This is a genomic window from Mycoplasma sp. AC1221 (assembly GCF_054353815.1).
This window is the reverse complement of record NZ_JBTHHH010000006.1, coordinates 36767-54380: the sequence shown is the minus strand read 5'-3', so window position 1 is coordinate 54380 and position 17614 is coordinate 36767. Positions and strand designations below refer to the sequence as shown.

Below are 17614 nucleotides of genomic sequence, written 5' to 3'. Positions count from 1 at the left end.
CACTCAAACCACTATAAAATTTTCCTAACTCTCCCAAAAGATCCTGTTCTCAAGCGTGAGTAAATCCAGAGAAACGAATATTAGGAAATTTTGAGTTTTGATTAGGAAACATTTTAGATAGCAAAGTTGACTTAATGTTCATTAAAAAGTCATATTTTTGCTGATGAAGCAAAAGGAGAGAATCTAAAGAAGAAAATATGCTTCCTATTAAAATATTTTCTCTTTCATTTGATGATTTTCAAATTTTTGCTTTATTAACCATCTCGCTACTTAAATTAGGTTGAGTTCCTGTTGATAATACTTTATTTCAGTGTCTTTTAAAATTTTTAAAAAATAAATTATAGAAATAAAAATCAAGCAATTTATTATTTTTTAAAATAAAACTAAAAATAGCTTGACTTGTTGCTAAATTTTCTTTATTAATCGCTATTTTTCCTATAGAAGCATAAATAGACATATTTAATGAATTTCTTGGAACCAATCAAGCGTTAGAGTTATTTAAACCTTCTTCAGAAATTCTTTTTTCTGTATTTTTTATAAGTTTTTCTGAATTTGTTATATCTTTAATAGTTAAAAAAGGTATATTTCCTGAATAATATTTTTTATTTGTTGTTAAAGGAGTCCCACCAGATTTACCTAAAACATAAATATCTTTAAAAAGTTGTTGTTCTCACTCATCTTCAAATCCATTAAACCTCAAACTAGGTACTTTTTTGTCCATTTCTATCCTTTCTTTTTATAATTATATTTAAAAATATCAATTTTTAAATAGACAAAAATTAGATATCATCTGATATCTATTTTTCGTAAACAAATCGATCTATAATTTTTGTTGCTTCTTTTAACACTTGATGGTCATCTAAATCATTTGTGTTAATTATTTTATAAGGAATATTATATTTTTCACCAATTTCTCAAACAAAGGACGATATAACTGATGTAATCTTTTAAAATAATCTATATTCAAATCGAAGTTTTCAATTTCAACATCTCTACCTCTTTTTAGGATGCGATTTTTAATTACATCAAAATCAGCATCTAAAAAAATTGCTAAATCAGGGTTATCTTTTAAATCTATAATATAATCGAACAAAGCATTAAATGCATTTAGATACTTTGTTGGTTTTTGCTCAAGTGTAACGGTTGCAAAAATATGATGTTCAACATTAAAGCGATCTAAGAAGATGTGGTGTCATTTATGATTATGATTTTTTAAACTCTCATCGTTTCTTTACCAGTAAGTTGATATAAATAAAGATATATTCATAGATGCAATGCTCAAAAAACTTTATGAGAAATGAAAATTCGTTTCAAAATCAAAGATGCAAGAAATTTATTTTACTTCTGAGTCATATTAACCAAATCTTTAACAAAAAACAGTTAAGAATTTATTTCATTTCTTAACTGTTTTAAAAGTTGTAAAAAAGATAATATACAGACATAAAAGTCCAAAATTAATCTTTTATTTTATATCTAAAAATGGTATAATATCAGAAGTTGCCGTCATAGCTCAGCAGGCAGAGCACGTCCATGGTAAGGACGGGGTCGCTGGTTCAAGTCCAGTTGTCGGCACCATTTTTTATACCTTTATTTTAAATATTCTTGAATATCATTTTTTAATACATCATATGGTTTAAAACCAGTAAATTCTTTTACAAGTTTTCCGTTTCTGTATAATTTTGAATAAGGTATAGATTCAGTTCCTGATTCCTTAGCAAAAGCTCTATGAGTATCAATATTAACTCTTAAAACTTCAAAATTGTCTTTATCTGCTAACTCTTGTAAAGAACCCTTATACATTCTACATGGCCCACATCAGTCGGCATAGAAAACTACTAATCTGTCTCCTGGTTTTTGAAGTTCTGATAAAACTTCTTCTTTGTTTGATTCTCTTAACATATTTTTTGTTTCCTTTCTAATTTATATATTTATTATATACTAATTTTATAAAAAGTTAATTTTTTCGTATTTTTTTAGCTAAAAATTAACTTTTTATAAAATTAAATTTATTTTTAAGAACTTTACACAATCTTTATCTATACATATCATATTATCCAAAATAAAAATTATGATATTTTTTCACAAAATATAAATAAAAACTTGCTTAAAAATATCAAATTCTAATTATTATAACAAAATGTGAAATAATTATTATGGATGCAAGCAAAAATTAATAATTTAGTTCACTCGTTTTCAACCATTGTTTGTTTAATGTATAGATATCCTTGAAGTTTATATTCATAATATTATCGCTCCTTTCTTAATATTTGCGATATCCTTATTGATTTTTGACCCTTTTTATAATCGCATATCTTTCGTCTTTCGACTTGCTTGGATCCAAAATATCATTTTTTTACCTCCTTTGTAAAGATTTTTATATTATTCAATTTTTTATTTCTCGTTTTCAATTATTCGTAAAATTTATTATTGTTATTTTGTTTTATAAAAAATCAGTCCATATTAATGGACTGGTTTTATTTATTTGCTTCATTTTAAGAAAGCACCAGATTTATCAGTAAAACTTTCTGTAATTATCATGATGATATCTATTATTCATCATACAAAACCTGCACCAAGAGTTAAGAAAAATAAAACTCCTGTTCCTGCTTTACCTACATAGAAACGATGTACTCCTATGACACCAAGAAAAATACATAGGATTAATGCAACTAAATTGCTTTTTGGAGACTGTATTGTCATTTTTCCTTTCTTTTTTGTGTTTTTTTTAATTTTAAACAAAAAAAAAAAAAAAAAAAAACAGATTGGTCAAAATCTGCTATATTTAAGAAGCTAAATATGGAAAATATATGAAAAGTAAATAAAATTCGGTTCACATGAACCGAAATTAATTTATTAACCTAACTTTATAACTTCATCAAATTTTTCCAATTGCTCTGTATTTAAATGATGTGAAACTAGCAAAATTGTTTTTGATGATTCTAATAAAGTATTTAAAATCTTATCTGATAAATCTTTATTTAAATTAGATAATGTTTCATCTAATAGCATCACATCCTTTTCTTGATAAAAACTTCTTGCAAGAGTTAATCTTTGTTTTTGTCCTAATGATAAATTATTATATGAATCAAAATCTTTATCCTTAAACTTCTGTATTACTTCTTCATCCATATATGCTTGTTTAAGTGCTTTTAGAACCTTTTCTTCGTTATTTTCAAGTAACGAAACATTATTAAATGGATTAACATCAAAAACAAAGTTTTCTGCATTCAAATAACTTAAATTATCTTTAATCGATGCATCAGTATAAGTTTTTACATCAGCATTATTAACTAATATTTGTCCTTGATAATCATTGATATTATTAATAAGTAAATTTAATAAAGTAGATTTTCCACAACCAGATGGCCCAATAATAGCATATTTTTTGCCTTTTTTAAAGGTATAATTGAAATTATTAAATAAAAGCTTATTTTCATATCCAAAAGTTAAATTCTTAACTTGTATGCTTTCAACAGGTTGCATTTTTACATTTCCACGATCTTTATCAAAGTTAAGGTCTAGCATTTTATATAAAACTTTTGAAGCCAATACATATTTTATTCCATCAACCATTTTTGAAAAGTTGTCTTTACTATCATCCATTCCTTTTTTAAAGGTATATATTAAACCAATCGAAATTGATAATGGATTTTTTATATATAAAAATCCTAACACAATTAAACCTACAATCACACCTATTTCAGTAATAGCATTTGATAAATTGTTATTTCAAACATTAATATTATCAAAATGATAAACTTTTCGATAATATTCTTTTACTTCTTTTTCAATAAACTTATATAAGAGTTCTTGATTATTCGAAAAATATAATAATGAATATCTTTCTAAGTAGTAAGTCAATTTTGATGTTAATTCATTTAATACAAGTTGATTTTGTTCAACATATCAACTAATTTTTTTATAAAAGATAATGTTAGGTAATGCTGATAAAAGTAAAATTCCTATTACAAAAGCAAATGCGATGATGTTGGATAATCCAAAGAAAATCAATATTACAGCTAAATTTATCGCAGTAGATAAAAAGTTTACAAGTGGAAGCAGTGAATTATATGCGATTGCATTTGCATTATTAAAAACTTGTTCAAAGGCTTGTTGCGATGAATAATTTGATTTTGTTTTCGAATCCGCTTGAAATAATTGGTTGTAAAAGATTCTAGAAACTGATTTTGCTGTATATATACCAAATTTATTTGAAAGCATATAATAAAAATAAGTGCTTATCGATGACATAATATATGCAGCAACAATTACAATTAATAAAATGCCAAAACTTAAAAATGCATCATTTTTAACAAATGTGTATTGCCTGATAACAGCATTAACTGCATAACCTTCTAAGATAGATAAAACAAATTGAAAACTATTAACTATGATAGCAACCAAAACAAAAAACAAAAATGGTGTTTTTATTTTTGCTATAACATTTCTCATTATGCTACCTCTAAATTAATTACTGCATCATATAAACTAGCATCATCAAGATGATGTGTACAGTTAATTAATAATAAATCTGGATTTTGCATTAATTTATGAAATAAATGCTTTGTATTTTCTTTGTCAAGATTTGATGCTGCTTCATCTAAAATTAAAAGATTTTTGTTTCGATAGAAATGACGAGCAAAATTTAATCTTTGTTTTTGTCCTGTAGATAAGGCTGTGTCACTTTCTATAACATAATCTAGGTTAAATTCGGTTAAATTAGCATGTTTTAGAGCTAATTTAACTTGATCTTGCATATTTTCTCTTCATAAAGTGACATTATTATATATGCTATCATAAAATACATTCTCTTTGCTATTTAAATATGTAAATGAATTATTTCATACACTTACATCTATATCTTTGATTTCTTGATCGTTTACTTTAATGCTTCCATTGTATCCATGAAGTTGCTTTAAAATTAAATTCAATAATGTAGACTTACCAGATCCAGATTTACCTACTATTGCATACTTTTTACCTTTATAAAAGGTAAAATTAAAGTCTTTAAAAATTACATTTTCTTCATAAGCAAAATTCAAATTAGTTATTTGAATTTTTTCTACATTTATCATTGCATTATCTTTGTTTGAAGCAACAAATTCACTACTAAAATCCTTTAAATAACTTTTATAAGCAATGTAATTTTGATTTACATAAATTGTATAACGCAGTTGAATTGAAAGGGTGTAAAAGTAGCCGGGAACTGCGAATATTGCACCAAGTGGTTCATGTTGATAGAAAATAAAGTAACCAATAATAAACATCATTAATATATATGAGATATATTGAAAACCGCTGTTAATTACTTCTAATTTAATAACGGTACTTTGTGTTTTATCCAAATCTTTTAATCATTTTTTTAATGTCACATCGATAAAATCAAATAATTTTTCAGGTTTATTTAAATATCATAAGAACTTAAATCCATTAAAGATGTTTTGTAATGTTGCAACATGAGATTCCATTGAAAACATAAATTTCTTATGCATTCTCCCAGCAATTGTTGATAAAAAGAAGGGAAAAATAAATGAAATTAACAATATTGCAAGTCCGATTAAAGCAAATTTTCAACTTATCACAAACATAACAATCAATGTTGCAACTTGCACAAAGACACCTATTACTGTATCAAAAAGGCTTGTAAATAAAAATTCTTGTAGCTCGGGTACACGTTTGTTTATTCAAACTAGGTATCTACCTTCTTTGTTTTCAGTGACTTCACGCGATGACAAAGTAGAAATTTTCGAAACTGCTCCTTTAGTTAACAATGTGCTAACATATTGTTTTAATTTATTCTTCAGAAGTAGTTGCATCAATGTGGCAACTAAGAATATAACAGTTAAAGATATAACAACTATTAAATTTGTTTGAAATAATGCTTTATCACCACTTTTGACACTATCAATCATTGAAGCAATAAAATAAACAACTATCGATGATGCAGCAACTGAAATAATACTAAAAATAAAGATATAAAACAACAAAGGTTTATTATTAAATAGTCTTTTCAACTTTCTCCTTTCTATATTTAAAGACTTTATAAAGCAGATGCAATCCTTGATACCCATTTCAAAAACTTGCATCTATTTCTCTTTTGTCATAATCAATGATCTTTTGATCCCTTAAACAAATGTTTATAAATGCTATATGCTTATTGATTTTATCATTATTAATGTTATATAATTCAACATAAAGATAATGCACTAATAAAATACCTGCATAACCGTTTGCTAAACTTATTTTTCTTGTAAATGATTTGAATAACTTATTAGAAATTAACATAATTTCTTCATCAAAGTCATGGATATTAAACTTATATTTAGCAAAAAGCAAAATATATAAAATACCTGCACTTCCGTTTATTAAATATGGTGAATGATAATTTCCTGTATCATAAAACAGATTATAATCTAACTTTTCTTTTATAGATTTATATCATTTTTCAAGGACTAATTTTGCTTCATAACTTGTTTTTATATCAATAAGAACTTGTAAAATACTTTGGAAAGCAAAATTGCTATAAATTAATCTTAAATTTAGGTAATTAAATATATCAGTTATACTTGAAATCGCTGGTAATAAATCATTTTTATTGCCAAAGATTTCATTTATTATTTCAAGGTTATACAACGAATCAAAATGTTTAATAGTTAGTTTTCTATTAAATACTTTAAATAAAAAAATTGCAATGTTTAAGAGTTCATACGAGTTGTTCAAATAAAAAATGAGTGATAAATAATCTGATGGATCTAAGGAAGAATCTTTTTTATAATCAAATAGAAAATCTAATAACATATAGAAAATCTTCATTTTATCTGTAGAGTGTGTTAAATTATTAGTAATACAATAAGGATTTTTAACATTCATTGGTGATGAACTTTTATGATTTTGTGAATGTTCTAAATCAACAAAATAGAGCATCTTTTTATCTTCATTATAAAGAAAATTATCCATTTTCACATCGTTTAAAACAACTGGACTGTTTTTTAATGTATTAAAGAAATATCTAAATGAATCAATTAAATCAATAACTTTATTTTGTTTTGCTTCACTAACATCATAAAGTAAATTATAATCATATTTATATAGATCTAGTTGTTTTCCTTCGCAATATTTATATACATAAAAAATACTTTGCGAATTTCAGAATTTCTCAATATATACTGGAAAATTTGGTATTTCAGATATAGATGCAATTATTGACTCATGCTCTCTTGCTTTAAGGTTTTCACCGTTTAAAAAGTATTTTTTACTTTCTTTTATCACATATTTTTGGTTATCCTTTGTTGCTAATCATATATTAGAAAAGGAATCAAATGTTATTAAACCTATTAAGTTATAACCATTAATTATTTTAGAAATTGGTTTACTGTAAAATAAATCTTTGATATCAGCAGGTTTATACATTTTTACAATTTTTTTATATTCATTTTCATCTTTTTTACTAATGCTGCCATATCGATAATGAATAATACTCTTTTTATATTGCTTATCTGAATATGTTAAAGGTGCTTTAAATTCTTTTAAAATTGGATATAGATTAATAATTATTTCTTTTGCTTCTTTTGCACTTGTAGGATAGATAGTAATAAATTTACCAGTCAAATTGTTTAATTGTTTTTCAAATAAACTCTGATATAAAACCTTGTAATTTTGGATATATTTAAAACTTATGTTATGAATTTTACAAAATGTAACTACTCGATGCAGAATATCATTATAAGATTTTATATCAGTCGAAATATGTATTTTTCAACCTTTATCAGGTAGTTTTGCTTTAAGATATTTATAATATGCAAAAGTTTCATCATTATAAATATCTCAGTTGTTATCAAATTTACTATAAAGTCTTTTTATTTTAATCAAACTTCTAATTTTGACTCCTTATTTTATAAATCAATATGATAAATTTATCATCTAGGAAATATTGGACAGATGATTGTAATAATTCTTTTTGATTCTAATGTAGCAACTTCAGATGAAGATTCAGCAAGTAAAATCTTTTCCATAGTATGTGGCTGTACTAAATCAAAGTTAAAGAGTTCCATTTTTTTAATCCCCTTTCATTTTATAAGTTATATAAAATTACAATATTAAGGTTTTAAATATTGTAATGAAATTTAATACAAAAGTATTACAATAAAACTTATAGTTTTAATTCAAATTTTCATATAACTCAGATGTATTATATCACATACTATCTTTATAGTTAAATACATTTTGAAATTTATTTAGCAATGTTTGCTAGTAGTTTTAAACCTCAGTATAATAATGTAAAAAATAAAATGATTGAAAGCACAATAAGCACAACAAGCAAAATAAATGAAACAATTGCTATTATCGGAATAATCATTATAGAAAACATTGATAAACTTTGTATCGGTTTTCAAGGTCCATAGAACTTATGATTTTCAAACATTGATGCAGCCATTAAAATATGAGATGCAAACATAAAGAACGCTGATGCAATCATTAAAGTATACAATAATTCAATTAAAAATTGTACAAAACCTGTAATAAACGCAAATCATACAGAAAAGTTTTTTATTACATCAATTACAAACCAATAAAAATCATATAATGATCAAATGCTGACAATTAAGAAAAATACCATCAGTATGCAAGAAAATAAAATTCATAACCATCCATTTTCTTCGATGTTATTTCCTAAATATATAATATAAATAACTATAAATGCTGTCTCAGCTGCGATATAGATAGCAATTAAAGTCAGTAAACTCACCTTATATGAAAATAACCATATTGTAGGATTCAGGATGATTCTTAACGCATTAAGTATGCTAATAACTAAGAAAACAATATTTATTATTGGTAAATAAACAAAAATTTCTATTGATTCAATTTTTTCTGTTGAGCCTTTTCAACTTTGTATATCAAAAAGGTTTTGCAGAAACCCTCATAAATATTTAAAAGGTTCTGTAATTACCAATAATAAAATTTCCATAAAACAATTTTATCAAATCTACACAAACCATATAAATTTGATTCAAAAAAGTAGCATTTACTACTTATTTGAATTCATTAATTTTTGTAAATCATCTCAGGCTTTTTGTAATTCAGTAAGTTTTGCTGTTTTGCTCATTCCATATACTTTATATGCCTTTGCATAAATTTCAGTTCCTTTAGTTAAAGTATATTCACGATCAGCAAATTTTCTTAGCAATCTTCTGACTTTTTTACTAATATCACTGCGTTGTTTGATCAAAGCATCTGCTGTGTTAGTGTTAAACTTATAAGTTTTTGACATACTTCCATCTTCTGATGTTACAACAACTGTCAAGGTTTCATCTTGATAAGATGTAAAAATATTAGCGTTATTTGTTGCAGAAAATGTTAATAAGTTAAGACTTTGATCAACACCTAATGTATAATCAGTAATTTCTTGATGTTCATTAAATCTTGGATAATTATTGTTTGCATATTTTACATTTAATGTAAAGGTGCTTTCTTTTGTTACATCTGTATCAGGTGATAACGCTTGCAGTTCTTTAATAACTACTGCATCTGATCCGTTCGGTAAAGTAAATTTTATTCTTACTGCATATGCATCAACTGGTTTAGCAAAGATTAACTCAGTATAATCATTTGGTTTAATAGTAGGGTTTTGGTTTTGTAAGGTGATGTGGGTTCAGGTACCAGTTTTTAAGTTTGTTGCAGTTGATGAATTATCATTCAGATTAGATAATTGAGTTTTTGTAGAATCGGTTAATCCTGTGACTGCTGATGATAAATATTCGACACTAACAGTTGTAGGAATACCTACTTTCTTAGCATCATCAGCTGCTGCAAATCACACTTTAACTCGATCTATTTTAACTGATGCTGATGTGGTTGAACCAAAAGCTATACCAACATAATTTTCATTTACTTTTGCTGGTGTATCTTGTGTTTGTTTTACAGTTTCTCCATCTTGTGGTTCTGCAACAGTTGATACTTCCATTGATTGAGTCTTAGGTTCTGAAACTGATGAACCTTCAGCACTACTATCTGGTGAAGCTTTCTGTGTTTCACTTTTCAAAGACTCTTCAGTTGTTTGTCCTTCATTAGGTTTCACCGGTGAAGCAGAATCACCTTCTCCTGTTGCTCCTGAATTTTCTTGTGTATTTTTACTTTCTTCTTGATTTTTATTTTGTGCAGTTACATTATGATTATTGCTTCAAATAGGAGTTGTTGTTGATGCATCAGCAGTTCCATCATTTAATGAATCTACATTATATGTTACAGTAGTAGAATTGTCACTTGATGTACTTGCACTCATAGTAGATGAAGCAAATGCAGCAGGGAATAAGTCGGAACTTCCTGATGTTTTTTGTGAAACAACAGTTGTTTTTGTGGTAGCAGTTCTCGGAACTTTACGTACAAATAATTTTGCTGTTAAATTTATTCCTGTAACTGTTGCTGTTTTTTCAACAATATGATCAGAATTTAATTCATCATCTGTTAAATTTTCAAATGTAACAGATTTAGTATATGAATTACCTAAATCATCATAAACAGTAACTGATGTAGGTAAGGTAGGAGCATATCCAGATAATGTTGCAATATGTGTATCTGCAACTTTGACCAAATCATGTACGGAAACAGCAGCAGTTACATCACGAGTAAATCCACGATATGATGCAGTTCCTTTATATGTATAAAAACCTACTTTATCTGCTTTTTCTGGAACATTATCTCATGTTACATCAATTCATCTAGGATATTTATCACCTGGATAAATTGCTTCGATGTATTTAGGTAATGTTATATTATCACCTTTTAAAACATCAATAGTCTGTGTCTTAGCAACGGATAAATTATCCATATAAAAAGCATTTGAACCAGGTGTTTCATTAACATTAATATTTACTGGTGCAGATGTATAATCAACTCCTTGGTATTTTACTTTTAATACCACAGGTTGACTAATGGTAAAGTGTCTACCGATAAAGTGCCCATCCTGATAATCAAAGAAAATATTAGGTAAATTTGAATTAACTAATTCAAATTTAAATCCATCCTTATCTAATCACTCAGGTGTTATTTTACTTCCGTCTTCTAAAACTAATGAAACATCAACTGCTTGTGCTTGTCCAATGGTAATATCTGGAACTGAAAATGCTACTGTTTTTAATTTATTAATTAATTTATGAGTATATATATATGTTTTTGTAACTCCAGTTTCCGATCATACAAAAGCATAATATTTTTTAGTAAACTTATCGATTTGAATGCTAAAAGTTTGCATTCTAGCTCTTGATGGATTTGGTAGGTTAAAATCAACTTCTGTTGGGAATCCATCTGTAAAACTACTACTTCCTTGATAATCTAATTTATCAGCAGCAAACGATGTTGATGTATCAGATGTAACTCTATTACCTTTTACAACTATCGATTCTAATGAATCGCTGGCATCCTTTGTTCGATGTCCAGTAGTTTTTGTGGCACCATAAACAAATACTTCAAGTAATCCAAATACATATGATTTTGTCGGTACATCGGTTCTTGGATAATTAACATAATCAAAACGAACATATCTAGCATGTACTTTTTCAAAAGTAATCTTATAATTATTAGAATTATTTTCATTAGTAACTCCGACAGTAGATGAATTTACTAATGTAAAATCAGAATATTTTGATTGATTAAATACCCGATGGAAATTAACTCCATCTTCTGAAGTTGAAATATATAGACTTTTTGGCCCATTTGTTCCAGTATTATAATCAGCAAACATAAATAACTTAACACCACCTATATCTTGCGCAGTCTTTAAATCTATTGTAATTTGACCTGTCTGAGCATTCGCTTGACGATCACCTACTCAGTTATTAAAATTATTATCTCTGTTATTTCAAGTTCCATCAACTATTTTTTCTATACCAGTTTGTGCTGGGACAGCCGTTGCAGTTGCATGATTAGGATCAGATGAGGTTGTATCTACAATATTTTGTGTTCCTGTAGTGTAATTACTATCAATAACCTTTAAATAAGCAGTAACTTCTTTATCAGCATAAGCATTTAAATGTCCTTTGATTTGAATATCACTTGATGTTCCGTTTGCAGTTGAAACATTAGTTGTTGAATTTCAAGTTACAGCTTCTGGTTTACTATCATATTTAGAAAACACATTTACTGTTGCAGGCAAACTAATTGAATCATTTTCATATACTGTAATATAAGGATTTTCAACTTGATATGCATTTTCAAAGGTATATACTTCATATTCTTTTACAAATGATTTACCATCAACTGTCGCAGTTATTTGGTAGACTGCGGCTCTGGTTTTATCAACCTTAGCACTATCTCATGTAACATCAACATCCTTTTTACTTCCATCACTATAAAGAGCATTGACTTTAGAAGGTAAAACAAGTTGTTTATTTATTTCACTATGTAAATTATTTGCATCTATATCTAAAATACTTGCAGGTTGTTTAGAAGTTTGTTCTTCATCTAAATCATCTGTATCACTAGGATTTTGTTCATTAGCATTACCAGGGGGTGTGGTTTGGTTTTCACTACCATTACCAGGTTTTGTTTCAACATTTCCTTGGCCACTACCTGAATTTTGTCCACCATTTTCTGGTGGTGTAGTTTGTGAACCTGTCCCTGAACCATCACTTGGTTTATCACCGCTTTCGTTAGAACCACCTGGATTTTGTGTTTGTGAACCACTTCCTTGTCCTGGGTTAGTTGCTTCACCTGGATTGGTTGTTTCACCATTGCCTGGTTTTGGTGTCTCAGAACCTGGTTTGCTTCCTTCGTCAGGCGGGGTTTGATCTCCTGGTTTGGGTTGTTCACCTGGTGTTTTTCCTTCTTCAGGTGTTTTAGGTTTAGTAGTTGAACTTTGACTTCCACAACTAGCTGCTATCGCTGTGGTAGAAGCAGATATAAATAAAAGTGATGTAAGTAATTTATTCTTTTTCCTCATAATTATTCCTTTTACATTATTTGAATATTTATAAAATTTTATTTTCTAGTAAATTTGTTTTATTATAAAAACAATGTTTTTAAAAATAAAACACTTTCTATTTTATTTAAATTTTTGAATTGTTTTTTTTTTTTTTTTTTTTGTTTTTAGGTAATTTTAAAAGATAAAACTGCAAAATTTTCTTTATTTTTCATTATCCTACTTTTTAACAGTAAATATAGATATAATATATCAACAAAAATATACAAAAACATCGCATTGTTTACAATGCGATGTAAATATTAATAATTAATCTTGTTTCATTAATGTTTCTAATTCATTTCAAGCTTTTTCTAAATCAGTAACTGATGCTGTTTTAGTCATGCCTCAAACCTTATACGCTTGTGCATATACTGCACTTCCTTTGGTAAGGGTGTAGTTTTTGCTAATAAAGTTGTTTAGTAAGTATCAAACTTTATCAACTACTTTTGATCTTCGTTCTGCTAGTGCATCAGCAGATGTAGTTTTAAATACATATGTTTTAAAATTACTTGCATCTTCTGATGAAACAGTAACTGTTAAAGTTTCATCTTGTAAGGTTGTAAAGATATTAGCATTATTTGTAGCAGAAATATGTAATTTATCCAAACTTTGATCTGGTCCTAAAGTATAAGTTGTAATATCTGCTTTTTCATTAAATCCTGGATAGTTATTTTGATCATATTTTACAGTTGTTTCAAAACTACTTTGTTTTGAAACATTTGTATTTGGAGCAAGAACTTGAAACTCTTTAATTTGCACTGAATTTTTATTGGTTGGGATGCTAAATTTAATTCTTACTGCATATGCATCAACTGGTTTAGCAAAGATTAACTCAGTATAATCATTTGACTTAATAGTAGTGCTTTGGTTTTTCAAGGTTATGTGGGTTCAGGTACCAGTTTTTAAGTTTGTTGCAGTTGATGAACTATCATTTAGATTAGATAATTGAGTTTTTGTAGAATTGGTTAATCCAGTGACTGCTGATGATAAATATTCGACACTAACAGTTGTAGGAATATCTACTTTCTTAGCATCATCAGCTGCTGCAAATCACACTTTAACTCGATCTACTTTAACAGACTTAGATGTAGAATCCCCAAAAGCAACTCCAACATAGTTATCATTAGCAGTATTTATTGTATCTGTATGTGTTTCGCTTTGCTTTACTGTTTTAGATTCTTCTGTTTTTGCAACAGATGCTACTGTTAAACCACTTGAATGTCCATCTTGTCCTTTTCCTTCTTGATTATCTGTAGCGCCAGTTCCTGTTTGTGATGCTGTATGTTCTGTATTGGACTTATCAGAACCAGATTCTGAACCCCCTGAACTAGCAACTTGTGTTTTTGGTGTACTTTCTGCTTCAGTATATTTATTGCTTCAAACAGGAGTTGTGGTATTTGTTGCAGCATTCCCATCGTTTAATGAATCTACAGAATATGTGACAGCACTACTATCTTGTGATGTACTTGCAGTCATAGTAGATGATGCGAATGCAGCAGGGAATAATGCAGAAGTTTGTTCTTGTGTAGTTGCTGATTTTTGAGAAACAACAGAAGCTGTGGTGTTTGCACTTCTAGCTACCTTAGCAACATATAATTTTGCTTTTAAGTTTGTTCCAGCAACACTTGCTTCTTTCATCACAACATCAGTTGAATTAAGTTCATCATCAGATAATGTAGGGAATATAACAGCCCTTGTATATGCTCTACCTAAATCATCAAATACAGTAACAGTATTAGGTAAATCAGGTGCATATCCACTTAAAGTTGAAATATGAATATCTGAAACACTTTTAATATTATGCACAGTTACTGCTGCTGTTACAGTTCTAGTTAAGTTTCGATATGTTGCGGTTCCACTATAAGTAAAGAATCCAACATTATTTGCTGTTGTTGGAATATTATTTCATGTTACATCAACATATCTAGCATATTTATCTCCTGGATAAATTGCTTCGATGTATTTAGGTAATGTTATATTATCACCTTTTAAAACATCTAAGGTTTGAGTTTTAGCAACTGCTAATTCATCCATTCTAAATGAGAAAGGAGAAGTAGGTGATTCTAAGACATTGATACTTACAGGTGCAGATGTATATGAAATTCCTTGATATGTTACTTTCATCACGACTTGTTGAGCATTAGTAAAGTGACGACCGATAAAATTACCACTTTGATAACTAAAGTATATATTTGGATTTTGATTATTTACTAAGTGAAATTCAATTCCATTTTTATCTAGGTCTTTTGGCTCTATCTTAGTGTTATCATTTGCGATTAAATTAAATATAACAGGTTGTGCTTGTCCAATGGTAATGTCTGGAACTGAGAAAGCAACAGTGGTAAGTTTTTTGGTATTGGTAAGTAATCTATGAGTATAAGTATATGTTTTAACTTGTCCTGTTTCTGATCAAACTAATGCATATCATTTTTTGGTATTTGCATCAATTTGGATGCTAAAGGTTTGCACCCTTGCACGACTTGGTTGTGGTAAGTTAAAATCTACTTTGGTTGGGAAATTATCACTAGGACTACTGGTTCCGTTATAATCAAGTTTGTCAGGTGAAAATAATGTGGATGTATCTGTTGTTATACCATGTCCTTTAACAACAATAGAATCAAGTGAGTTACTACTATCCTTTTCTCTGTGTCCTTGTGCTTTGGTAGCACCATATACAAACACTTCTCTTAAACCAAAAACATAATTATGGGTATCATCGCGTGGATAGTTTTCATAATCAAAACGAATATATTGTGCATTAACTTTTTCAAAAGTTATTACATAGTTGTTGCTATTATTAGCATCTTGTATATTAGCAGATGTATTTAATGCGAAGTTATCACTTTTACTTTGATTAAATACCCGATGGAATGTTTGTCCATCTTCTGATGTGGAAATATATAAGTATTTTGGTCCGTTATTACCTGTATTAAAATCAGCAAACATAAATAACTTAACACCTGCAATATCTTGTTTGGTTTTTAAATCAATTGTTATTTGTCCTGTCTTAGCATCTGCTTGACGATCTCCTGCATAGTTGGTAAATCTATTTTCACTACTATTTCAAGTTCCATCAACTATATTGGTAATAGCATCGCCAGAACCAGTTTTAGCAGGTTTAACAGTCGCTGTTGCATGATTGACATCAGATGCATTAGTATCTACAATGTTAGTAGATGTATTAGTTGTATAGTTATTATCTACAACTTTTAAGTATGCTGTTACGGGTCTATTAGTATAGTCTTTTAGATGTCCTTGGATTGTGATATCTTGCTGTGTACCTTTTGCTGTTGAAACTGATGAATGCTCATTTCATACAACAGGTTCATTAAATGTACCAAATTTAGAGATGACTTTAACTGTTTCAGGTAAGGTTACTTTATCATTCTCATATACTGTAATATAAGGATTTTCTATCTGAAAAGCACTTTCATTATATACTTCATATTCTTTTACAAATTGCTTACCTGCAACTGTTCCAGTAATTTGATAAACAGCAGGAGTTTCCTTTTTAATTTTTGATATTTCTCATGAAACAGGAACTTCCTTAGTTGTTCCATCACTATAGTATGCTTGCACTGTATATGGTAATGAAAGTTCTTTGTTCACTTGACTGTATAAATTGTTTGCATCGATTGCTACAACACTAGCAGCTTCTTTTTTAGGAACAACTGGTTCCTGTGTTCGATTTGTTCCTGAACCATCTGGGTTTCCTGAGCCAGACTTTGTTCCGTCTTCTGGTGTTGTAGTACCTGTCCCTGAACCATCACTAGGTTTATTACCTCTTTCGCCAGAACCACCTGGATTTTGTGTTTGTGAACCATTTCCTTGTCCTGGTTTAGTTTCTTCTCCAGGATTGGTTGTTTCACCACCTGGTTTTGGTGTTCCATCGCTAGGTTTGCTTCCTTCATCAGGTGGGATTTGATTACCTGGTTTAGTTTGCTCACTTGGTGGTGTTTCTTTTCCTGGTGTTTCCGGTTTAGCAGCAGGTGTTTGACTGCCACAACTTACTGCTATCGCTGTTGTAGAAGCAGATATAAATAAAAGAGATGTAAGTAATTTATTTCTTTTTCTCATTTTTCCCTTTCTTATTATAAAGTTAGATGATTTATCAAATCATCTAAATATACTATTTACTAGAAAATATGTTTTATATTTAAAATAATCAAATAAAACACTTTTAATTTTATTTAAATTTTTGAATTGTTTTTTTTTTTTTTTTTTTGTTTTTATATTATTTTTGAGAATAAAACTGGAAATTTTTATTTTCTTTTCATTATTAGGTTGTTTAACATATATAAAATTTATATTTGCTTATATTTATTATTAAAGAACAATAGAGATAATATTCAATATAAAGAAACGAAAATATTTAAATCTTAGTAGTTTAGTAAACTATTTTATTTGTGATTAAGGCTACATTTTTTCGGCCGCACCAACTCACTAAAAGAAACGGTCAAATTCTTTTTCTTATCTTATATTTGGTATTTAAAAGCAAGATTATATTTTTCTTTGGTTTTTTAAAAAACTATGATATTATATTAAAGAACCTTGTTTAAGACAAGAATGAAAGACTAATAAGTCTTACTGCTTGAGATAACCCTCCTTTCACATAATAATTCAGAGACATAAGTCTCTTTTTTTACCTTTTTAAAC

11 protein-coding genes and 1 tRNA gene are annotated in these 17614 nt (G+C 28.0%); 1 reads left to right on the top strand and 11 read right to left on the bottom strand.

Annotation, left to right across the window (positions count from 1 at the left end; genetic code table 4):
- The coding region (locus ACXYRK_RS01655; RefSeq protein WP_458617765.1) for a restriction endonuclease subunit S at positions 1–721 on the bottom strand (721 nt) is incomplete at its 3' end.
- A 156-nt stretch (positions 722–877) separates the two neighbouring features.
- Entirely contained in the window at positions 878–1180 is a 303-nt protein-coding gene (locus ACXYRK_RS01650) for a deoxynucleoside kinase (protein ID WP_458617767.1), read from the bottom strand.
- Positions 1181–1499: 319 nt separating this feature from the next.
- Here ACXYRK_RS01650 and ACXYRK_RS01645 point away from each other — a divergent pair.
- Positions 1500–1575, top strand: a tRNA-Thr gene (locus ACXYRK_RS01645).
- Positions 1576–1587: 12 nt separating this feature from the next.
- Here the strand turns inward: ACXYRK_RS01645 and ACXYRK_RS01640 are convergent.
- From ACXYRK_RS01640 to ACXYRK_RS01600, 9 genes are all read right to left on the bottom strand, one after another.
- On the bottom strand, positions 1588–1899 hold the full coding sequence (locus tag ACXYRK_RS01640) for a thioredoxin family protein (RefSeq protein ID WP_458607379.1): 312 nt from the start codon (positions 1897–1899) through the stop codon (positions 1588–1590).
- Between the two features lie 579 nt (positions 1900–2478).
- Positions 2479–2700, bottom strand: a complete 222-nt coding sequence (locus ACXYRK_RS01635; protein WP_458617764.1) for a TM2 domain-containing protein — start codon at positions 2698–2700, stop codon at positions 2479–2481.
- Positions 2701–2853: 153 nt separating this feature from the next.
- Positions 2854–4452: an ATP-binding cassette domain-containing protein gene (locus ACXYRK_RS01630; protein WP_458617762.1), complete on the bottom strand. Its 1599-nt coding sequence runs from the start codon at positions 4450–4452 to the stop codon at positions 2854–2856.
- Positions 4452–6014 (bottom strand): ATP-binding cassette domain-containing protein, encoded by a 1563-nt coding sequence (locus tag ACXYRK_RS01625; protein ID WP_458617760.1) that lies wholly within the window; start codon positions 6012–6014, stop codon positions 4452–4454. Before ACXYRK_RS01625 ends, ACXYRK_RS01630 begins: the two co-directional genes overlap by 1 nt.
- Complete coding sequence (locus ACXYRK_RS01620; RefSeq protein WP_458617758.1) at positions 5998–7869, bottom strand: class III lanthionine synthetase LanKC N-terminal domain-containing protein; 1872 nt, start codon at positions 7867–7869, stop codon at positions 5998–6000. The genes ACXYRK_RS01625 and ACXYRK_RS01620 overlap by 17 nt, the downstream gene beginning before the upstream one ends.
- 44 nt (positions 7870–7913) lie before the next feature.
- The gene (locus ACXYRK_RS01615; protein ID WP_435129896.1) at positions 7914–8051 is read right to left on the bottom strand and encodes a hypothetical protein; all 138 of its coding nucleotides are present in this window, start codon (positions 8049–8051) and stop codon (positions 7914–7916) included.
- A 179-nt stretch (positions 8052–8230) separates the two neighbouring features.
- Entirely contained in the window at positions 8231–8968 is a 738-nt protein-coding gene (locus ACXYRK_RS01610; RefSeq protein WP_458617756.1) for a hypothetical protein, read from the bottom strand.
- Positions 8969–9028: 60 nt separating this feature from the next.
- Positions 9029–12937, bottom strand: coding sequence for an Ig-like domain-containing protein (locus tag ACXYRK_RS01605; protein WP_458617754.1), 3909 nt, complete (start codon positions 12935–12937; stop codon positions 9029–9031).
- A gap of 288 nt (positions 12938–13225) precedes the next feature.
- Positions 13226–17035, bottom strand: a complete 3810-nt coding sequence (locus ACXYRK_RS01600) for an Ig-like domain-containing protein (protein WP_458617752.1) — start codon at positions 17033–17035, stop codon at positions 13226–13228.
- Positions 17036–17614 lie beyond the last annotated feature (579 nt).